Consider the following 8,371-nt stretch of genomic DNA (forward strand, 5'->3'; position numbering starts at 1 on the left):
CGACGACCTCCTCCATGAGGATATCTCGTCCTTCGTCGGCGGTTTTGCGTGCCTGATGGACGTTTTCGTACCCGAGATTCCGAAAAACATCCTCCATCAGGTCTTCAAATTCGAATCCGGAGAAATCATCTAAGAGTGGCATGAGAATTTCACTTGACAACCAGACGTACTGTACCTATTAATTAGTTGTCTCCCTGTCACCAGGTGCTGCAACGCCCGTCAATGTGAACGCTGTGAGCCGTCTACTGCACCCTCGACAGAGTTCAAGCCAGGTGTCTTTCTGTACACACTCCATAACTTGTCTCAGTCCGGCGGGATTCTTTTGTGACGATACACCCTAGATTTAGACATGGAACCGAGTGATGGACGTTCAGAGGTACTTTCTGCCCTCAGAGAGGCAGTCTGTTCTGACTCGGATCTCGAATTCGTGGTCACATTCGGCTCACAGATTACGGGTGAGGCGACGACGACGTCTGATCTCGACATCGCAGTCAAGCTTGCGGACAGCCTTTCTGCTCGTGACCGATTTGAGAAGCAGTGTTTCCTATCGGGTGATCTTCAGTGGGAGGATGCGCCGTTCGTTGATCTCTCGGATATTGAGACGCTCCCGCTAGCTGTTGCACATGATGCAGTCCGCGGCTCGTTCGTCTGCGGTGATGATCAGGCATTCGAACAGTTCAAGACAGAGACTGAAGCACAGTTCGCCGAACAGCGGGACGACCTTCGGCGTCAGCGGCGCGCGGTAATTGACCGCATTGCGGAGGAGGGACTCCGTGGCTGACGAGCGAGCTGTCTCAATTTGGATGTACCTGTATTAACCTACTGCATCGAATATGAGGCACGTGGTGAAGTCGTGATGCGACTTGAATTCAGAACGGCCTCGAACCTTAGGTTTCGATGCATCTCTCTCGTCGAACGACTATCTCTTATGGATTAGTTCCGGTCTCGCACGTGCAAACGCCGCCTACTCTTATCTGGTTGGTGACGTGCTTGTGGACACTCTTGGCAAGTTGTTGCATCGCTTCTGCTTGTCGCTGCGTTGGGCGACGTCCGCCGTAGTAGCTGTCAGTTCGATTAGTATCGTACAAGTGCCGAAGGTCGCGTGTTGTGTCCCGAGAAAGAAGCCCTAGGTCAGATGCACGATCGTAACAGGTGGTATGGTCGTGGAAGTCATTGAGCTCGCTCGTTCCTTCGGCTAATGCAAACGCTTCGATAGACCGTTCGGTTGCACCGAAACACAACTCAATCGTCGCAGTGTAGAACCCTTGATCAGCGATTTGATCAACGGCTGCAAGCAATCGGCAGGCCTTCGTGAGCTGTGTTTTCCAATCGTCGTCCGGGTCGATCCCGTCTTCGCGTGCTGGGACACCAAACCCCTCCTCGTTGAACGCGTCAGTTGCCGCGTTGAGTGCGTCGGTTATGGCTCGTGGATCGGATCTTTCACTCATCGAGCTCACCGTGGAAGACCATCTTTCGGACTGTTTCAAACTTCTCGGAGTCGTAGACAACAAGCCCACCACGAAGTACCTCTCGCAGTTCCTCAGTATAGTTCGGAATCGCAGGCAAGGACTCGACGTCGATATCGTATGCGTACCGGCCTGTTTCGAATTGCCGCTCTTCGAGATCCTGTCGTACACGGTTTGCCGTTCGCTGGTTCGCCATTCGATCTTCCTCAACGAGTACCCATAGGTCAATATCACTTAGCCGGTCTGCGTTTCCTCGTGCGACACTCCCGTAGAGGAGGATGCCAATGACGCCGTCGAGATTCTCGACTAATTCGTTGGTTGCAGTGCGGACAGGTGGCTGGAATTCTGATTGGGGGATCTGAAGAAACAAGTCGTCCGGTCGTGACAACCGAGCTCGGTTGACGTGTACAAGCCGCGTGTTCCCTTCACGGCGGTCGATTACAAGGTTGTTTGCAGTCAATACGTCCACCGCCTTGGAAATACTTGGCTGGGAGTAATCTACAGCGTCAGCTAATTCAGTGATAGAAAACGAGTCAGCGTGATAACGAGATAAAAATAGAAGCACTTCGTGGACTGCTTGGCTTTTGAATAAATTCGCGTCTTGTGCTGGAATATCGAGTGATATGCTTGTCCCCTCTCTATGGGAAGTATTCGTGCTACTTTGCATACTAAAGAGTAAATTCGTCCACTTACTTATACTTTATATAAAAATAGGGTATCTGTTCAAGTAGTATGCTTAGTTGAACTTGTCCGGGTAGCCTCGCTTAGGTGGAAAAGTGAGGGTATCCGTATTCAAAAACCCACCTTATACAAATTAAATAAAGGTTTATGTTGGCCTTTATGTTTCTCTGTGAAGTAATCTATTTATTTATGCAAGTTAGTAACCAGGCAAATGACAGACGATTTCTTTTCCATGGCTCCTAAAAGTCCAGACCAGCAACTTAGAGAACTAGTGTCTGAATTTGTGGAAAAAATACAAAATGATGAGGATTTTGAAAAAGAGGTTGATGGAGAACTGATTTATTCTACTAGAATGGGGATGAGTGTCGGCCATGACATGTTCCCATACGTGTTATCAAATTTCTACCAGTTCAGTGGGGAAAACGATCCGGCTAATCAAATCCGAAAGTTTGTCAAATCGGAGTACAATGAATCGCTCACAGATTCTCATTTGAAGCAAATCCTTTACGATGCATTTGGTCCAATGTTTGAGTATAAAGTTCCAAATGTACAGTTTGCTACAAATAGATTGATTTCTAAATTGGCAGAAAGAGAGAAAGGCCGTGAATTATCTTTCTTCCGGGGTGTGATTCCACAAAAAGGGGGTGTACTGTTTGGAGATTATTCAATCAAACCGAAATATGAGTCAGATGTAATTGATAAACCGATGGGTGGCCATTATCCTGTGACATTCAAGGAACTTCCAATCGCAGCTCATCTCGTTGCAGAAAGAGATATCACCTATCACCCAAACAACCTACCAACCCATATTAATACTAAGTCACAACATATACTGAAAAAATTATTCGAACTCTACTTTGCTACTAAAGTGGGTTCAAACGGGGCAATTATATGCAAATATGGACATTCACCTGAAGGGCACATTAGTGATCCTGATGATCCACCAATGTCCCCTGCTAAACTGAATGCCCACGATAGTAAAAGAATCGAGAGGCTGTTGAGTTTAATAAGTTCAGATAGCGAAAAAAGACTTTGGAAGAAAAATATAGATATGCCATTGTCCCACCTTTGCAAATCAATTGATAGCTTCAATAGCTTTCATGAGAGTGTCACGTTTTCGGTAATAGGTTTAGAATCACTGTACAAACACTATACAGATGGGGGAAAATCCAGTCGTGATGTTCAGCGCTACGCAGGGTATCTCATATCGTTAGTCGCACAGAAAAGTTCAGCAATTGAGGTTCGTGACGTGATAAACGATGCATACGGAACGCGAAACGGCTGGGTTCATGGAGGTAGTTCATCTGCTGGTGGTGAATTTGAACCAAGCAATGAGCAGCGTAACATGTGGGACTATCTTAGAACATCAATCGTTATTTTTGCGTGGCTGAAAGAAAATACGAATTTGTCTGAGAATGATAAAGTCCCATTAGACTCAGCGCTGATTGACGAAAATAGTAGACAAGAACTCGAATCTGAATTGGATAAATTCAAATTAAACAAGTATCTGAGTATAAAAATATAACCCATAGTCTATTTTAGGTTTAAGTCACGCTTCCTCACTAACTGTTCTCGTATCTGTTAAGTGCACCTTCTAACTTCTCGTACATCCTCCTCCGCCGAGCCTTCCGCTCTTGCTCCCTCGACAGATAGTTCCGAAGTACAACCTCCGTCGACGAACTCCCCTGATCTTCGGCAACCCCCTCCAATCCCTCTAGAACCTCCCCAACAGCCTCCTGATAGGCTGAGTACCAGAACCGTCTCCCCATCTTCGGTGTGGGCGTATCTCCATCGACAACCACGCCAGCAGTGTCAGCAAGCTGCTTGAACCGCCGACGTATCGTACTAACTGACACGTGACCCGTTGACGATGACCGAGAGGGGAACAGATACCCGTCCCACGTCTCACGGTCCGACAGCGCACCAATACGGTCAGCAACAACATCAACTCCATACAACAGCGTCACCTCACCAGGGCCGTTCTTCCGCTCTCCATCCCCGAACGACAAATGCGGGTCCTCTGCATCCAAGACCACTTGGTCGACGTGCAACGCGGCGACCTCCGAGGGTCGTAGCCCCCACCCAGCTAGTGCAACGACGAGTAACTCCGCTTCGGGAGAGTCGACCTCGCTGTAGATTCGACGGACCTGTGACGCCGACAACGCCTGTGGGTCAGGTTCACTCGCTTCCCAGCCGAACTCCTCACCGGCCTCCGAAAGCGGATTGTACTTCGCATACTTCCGGCGTTTCACGAACGCGTACCACGCTCGGGCGACGTGAAGATATTCGAGCTTCGACCGATCGGTCGATAGCTCCTCGTCGAAGACGTCGAGGACGGCGAGACAACGTTCGATTTCGGGCGGTTGCTGGTCTAACTCAGATAGTGGTTCGAGCAACGCATCTGTCCCGTGCACCTCTCGGTACGTCCGAACCCACTTGGCCAGTCGCGTCCGGTGGGTCTCGACGGTACTCTCTGCCCGTCCACCACGGGTTTGTATCGAGTTGAGGTACACTTTTAGAGCGTTGACAGTATCTTCGTCATCGACGTTCCACTCCCACCCCACAGATTCCTCGTCTTCGAGGCCGACAACGTCGACGAAGAATTGCTTGGGCGTGAGATCGTGATGTTCGCGCAGCGCGTACGCTATGCCACTGTATCCGTGTTCGGTTAGCCAATTGTACGTTGGAACGTCGCGGTCCTCGTCGAACCCGTCTCGATATCGCATCGGTGCAATATCTTGCCAGTAGACGTCGACGAGTTCGTCGAGGCTCATCTGAGACCACTTGTAGCGACGCTCTCTCGTTTCGTTCTCTGAAGCTTCCTCTTCGACCTCTAAACCCTGGGAGTCTGACTGCTGATTCACGCCTTCTCACGGAGAAGAAACCTTCTCGCTCTGTGTTGGGGTGATTCTGAGTTGCAGATTCTCATTACTCACCGACTTTCTCCCATTGAGTTAATACTTTGGCTTATGCGGGGGTGGATTGTACACAACGAAAATTAGTAAAATGAGGGGATAGAATTCGAATGTGGCCATAAATTAAATATCGCTATACAGAAATTCGGGAGGTCCCGACCCCACAAGTTCGGAGGATGGGCAATTTTAGCGTTTCTTTGTCACTGAACTAGGCTAGGCTACGGGAAATATGGGCTAGGAAATTTGTCAAAATCATAGAACTATCTGAGATTATCAAAAACAAGCCGATATATTCCGCTCAGAGATACCACTACCGCTCACGAGAGGAAAACTGGAGTGTCTATCCAATTAGTCTGGCGGAAGCAGCGCCGAAGAGACCAACTCGACGCACTCTCCAGCGTTATCACAGGCGCACAGTCCATCTCATCACCGGTCCCAGCTTTCAGCAGGAAATCAGTGAATCGCCATATATTGTAGATTCCATCATTCATATCTGAGTTCGTAAGAATCGACTGTGGTGAAACCACATCGTTCACGATATCGCCCTCTCGGGAGCAGCCTTACGGGCTTCGTGGATGCTTCTATCATTGCAACAATGCGCGGCAGTGCTACGTGTGTGACAGTGTACCTTTTTACAACACCACCCGAATACTGGATTGTGAGTCGAAAGCAATCCGTTCAGCAGCAGCTCATAGAGAGCGGTGTCGTCGCAGTTCTCCGAGATATCTCAGGAGAAAGAATTGTCGAAGTCGCGACGGCAATTTATGAAGGCGGCGTCACTGCACTTGAGGTCACAGCTGACAACCCAGATTTTGCAGCGATGATTTCCGCGGTTGAAGAAGAACTACGTGAAACTAATGCCGTCGTTGGCGCGGGAACTGTGATGGATGCAGCAACTGCTCATACGGCTATCGATGCTGGTGCATCGTTCGTACTCGCACCCGACCTCAACGTAGAGGTCATCGATATTTGTAACGACGAAGGTGTCGTCGCCATCCCGGGGATCATGACACCGACTGAGGCTGTCAAAGCGATGAACGCCGGTGCAGATATCCTCAAGTTGTTTCCGGCAGCGACTGTCGGTCCGAATCACGTGAGTGCGTTGCGAGGGCCACTCGGAGATATTCCAATCATGCCGACCGGCGGCGTGTCTGCCGACAACGTTGGACCGTACTTCGACGCGGGTGCGGTCGCCGTCGGCGCTGGGTCGGCGCTAGTCAACTACGAGGCGATCGAGAACGGTGAGATGAAGGGTGTCCGGTCTCAGGCTGAAGAATTCGTTTCGGCGGTCGAATCTGCTCGTTCCGACTAACCGTCACTCGTCAAGCCTGATTCGAGAACGGAACTCGGTGCGGCCCGAACTGTTCGTCACGTACCGAAACAGTGACCCAGCGAATGCTCCTTCTTTAACTCGGTCGTTGCCACCTGCTGTCGTAACATATAGGCTTTCGAGGGCAGGCCCGCCGAACGTAGCGCTGGATACCTTTCTGACCGGGAACTTGACTCGCTCCTTCTCGACACCGTTTGATGAATACCGAACGAGCACGTTTCCGTCCCACCGAGCAGACCAGATATCCCCATTTGTGTCCACAGTCAACCCATCGGGGGCACCCTCTTCATCCGTTGTTTCGACCAAAATAGACGGGTTCGATATGGCTCCTGTATCTCTGTTGTAGTCGAAGTCGTATATCAAGTGCTCTCCAGATTCTGTGAAATAGAACGTCTCTAAATCGGGGCTAAACCCCATCCCGTTTGGGATATCGACCGCATCGATGATTCGGGTGAACGAACCGTCGGAATCGAGTCGATAAAGTGAACCAAGTTCATCGTCTGTCGGCATAGTCCCGCAGAAGATGCGTCCTTCAGGGTCGGCGATGACGTCGTTGAATCGTGTCTCAGCGGCTTCGTTCAGCGTTGCAATCGCCTCGACAGTGCCGTTATCCCAACGCTTCACCGTTCCTGCGTCACAGAACAGCAAGAGTGAGCCGTCTGCTTGAATAGTCACACCTCCGATGACACCTGTTTGATAAACGGACTCGTGCACTTTCGTCTCCGGATTGTAGCGGTACAGCACCCCATTTGGTATGTCTACCCAGTAGAGAGACGATTCGTCAGTGTGCCAAAGCGGCCCTTCTCCGGTCTTACAGGGATAGTCTGCGATTAGCTCTATTTCCATTGTTTTTGATACTCATGTGGCAGATATTGTTGTTCGCTTACGATAGATAGAAAATATCGAGTTATCATCGGTTGATTCCTCTGGCTCGCTGTTCTTTTACTCGCTCTATCTCTGCTGGTGTCACCACCGTCTGGTCGCCTGCGAGCGTCCGCTTGAACGCTGCCGTTGCCGCTCCTGTTTTGAGCGACTCTCTGATTGACTCACCAGCGAGTTGTGAGGCAATGAATGCGCCGACGAAGGCATCACCCGTTCCGATTGGGTCGAGTGTCTCTGCGTCGAACGCAGATTGTTCGAGTACCTTTCTCTTTGTCGCTGCGACGGCACCGTCAGCCCCACGTGTGACGAGTGCGGTCTCCAGTTGGTATTCTCTGCGAAGGTCCTCGGCGATTGATGTCGCTGCTCCGGTTCGATTGAGGACGTTCTCTGCGTCTCGTTTCGCAACGACAAGCACGTCAATATATTCGAAGAGGTCGGTCAAACACACCAGTGCATCTTCTGGCGACCACAGTTTCGACCGGTAGTTCACATCAAAATACGTTGTCACACCGAACTCATTCGCCCGGTCGAGAAGCGACATGGTCGTCTTTCGGAGTTGGGGAGAGAGTGCTGGTGTGATTCCACTTGTGTAAAATGCTGTTGTGTCTCCAAACAAGTCACCAACGGCGAACTCCTCACTCGTTGCTGATTGAATCGCAGCGTCGTCTCGGTCGTAGATGACCGACGTTCCGCGTGGACTTCCTCCCTGTTCGATGTAGTACGTCCCCATTCGGCCGTCATCGCTCCACGAAATTTCAGGATTGACGCCATTGGCGGAAACGTCTTTAACTGCCCGCCTTCCGAGCGGTGAGTCCGGGAGTTTGGACATCCAACAGGCGTCTGTGCCCAATCGAGACGCCGTTATTGCGACATTGCTCTCTGCGCCTGCAGACCGGAAATCCAATTCCCTCGCCGTTTCGATTCGCTCGCCCATCGGGGGCGAAAGCCGTATCATCGTTTCTCCAAATGTGATTAATTCACTCATTTTAATCTCACCAGTATCTGAACCGATGGAAGAGGTCTGAATAAATCTTCTGGAGGATTCAATTCCTATCCGACGAAGCATCTGTTTCGTTGAATTTCCGTCCTTCTCAGGT

Annotated in this window: 9 protein-coding genes and 1 pseudogene; 3 read left to right on the forward strand and 7 right to left on the reverse strand. The window is 50.3% G+C overall.

Annotated features, from left to right (window positions below; translation table 11 throughout):
* The coding region (locus C5C07_RS19975; RefSeq protein WP_147302065.1) for a restriction endonuclease at positions 1–142 on the reverse strand (142 nt) is incomplete at its 3' end.
* 207 nt (positions 143–349) lie between these two features.
* Between C5C07_RS19975 and C5C07_RS19980 the strand changes: the two genes are divergently transcribed.
* Positions 350–781 carry a nucleotidyltransferase domain-containing protein gene (locus C5C07_RS19980; RefSeq protein WP_115805991.1) on the forward strand — a complete coding sequence of 144 codons (432 nt, stop codon included), beginning with the start codon at positions 350–352 and terminating at the stop codon, positions 779–781.
* A 145-nt stretch (positions 782–926) separates the two neighbouring features.
* Here C5C07_RS19980 and C5C07_RS22250 read toward each other — a convergent pair whose 3' ends face one another.
* Together C5C07_RS22250 and C5C07_RS19990 are read right to left on the reverse strand one after the other, a co-directional pair.
* Entirely contained in the window at positions 927–1,448 is a 522-nt protein-coding gene (locus C5C07_RS22250) for a DNA-binding protein (RefSeq protein WP_115805996.1), read from the reverse strand.
* Positions 1,441–2,133 (reverse strand): nucleotidyltransferase domain-containing protein, encoded by a 693-nt coding sequence (locus tag C5C07_RS19990; RefSeq protein WP_115805992.1) that lies wholly within the window; start codon positions 2,131–2,133, stop codon positions 1,441–1,443. The genes C5C07_RS22250 and C5C07_RS19990 overlap by 8 nt, the downstream gene beginning before the upstream one ends.
* A 225-nt stretch (positions 2,134–2,358) precedes the next feature.
* Here C5C07_RS19990 and C5C07_RS21215 point away from each other — a divergent pair, with 225 nt between their 5' ends.
* Positions 2,359–3,672, forward strand: coding sequence for a hypothetical protein (locus C5C07_RS21215; RefSeq protein WP_147302066.1), 1,314 nt, complete (start codon positions 2,359–2,361; stop codon positions 3,670–3,672).
* Positions 3,673–3,709: 37 nt separating this feature from the next.
* On the opposite strand, the gene C5C07_RS19995 is transcribed toward C5C07_RS21215, so the two are convergent.
* Positions 3,710–4,921 (reverse strand): site-specific integrase, encoded by a 1,212-nt coding sequence (locus tag C5C07_RS19995; protein ID WP_115805997.1) that lies wholly within the window; start codon positions 4,919–4,921, stop codon positions 3,710–3,712.
* Positions 4,922–5,410: 489 nt separating this feature from the next.
* Positions 5,411–5,541 (reverse strand): annotated as a pseudogene (locus C5C07_RS22010) (transposase); the annotation flags it as partial.
* A 179-nt stretch (positions 5,542–5,720) separates the two neighbouring features.
* Here C5C07_RS22010 and C5C07_RS20005 point away from each other — a divergent pair.
* Positions 5,721–6,374 (forward strand): bifunctional 4-hydroxy-2-oxoglutarate aldolase/2-dehydro-3-deoxy-phosphogluconate aldolase, encoded by a 654-nt coding sequence (locus tag C5C07_RS20005; protein WP_115805993.1) that lies wholly within the window; start codon positions 5,721–5,723, stop codon positions 6,372–6,374.
* 3 nt (positions 6,375–6,377) lie between these two features.
* Here the strand turns inward: C5C07_RS20005 and C5C07_RS20010 are convergent, their stop codons facing one another.
* The gene (locus C5C07_RS20010) at positions 6,378–7,238 is read right to left on the reverse strand and encodes an SMP-30/gluconolactonase/LRE family protein (protein ID WP_115805994.1); all 861 of its coding nucleotides are present in this window, start codon (positions 7,236–7,238) and stop codon (positions 6,378–6,380) included.
* 64 nt (positions 7,239–7,302) lie between these two features.
* Positions 7,303–8,259, reverse strand: coding sequence for a bifunctional 2-dehydro-3-deoxygluconokinase/2-dehydro-3-deoxygalactonokinase (gene kdgK1 / locus C5C07_RS20015; protein ID WP_115805995.1), 957 nt, complete (start codon positions 8,257–8,259; stop codon positions 7,303–7,305).
* Positions 8,260–8,371 lie beyond the last annotated feature (112 nt).

The sequence above is a fragment of the Haloferax sp. Atlit-4N genome (assembly GCF_003383025.1).
GTDB classification, from domain to species: Archaea; Halobacteriota; Halobacteria; order Halobacteriales; family Haloferacaceae; genus Haloferax; species Haloferax gibbonsii.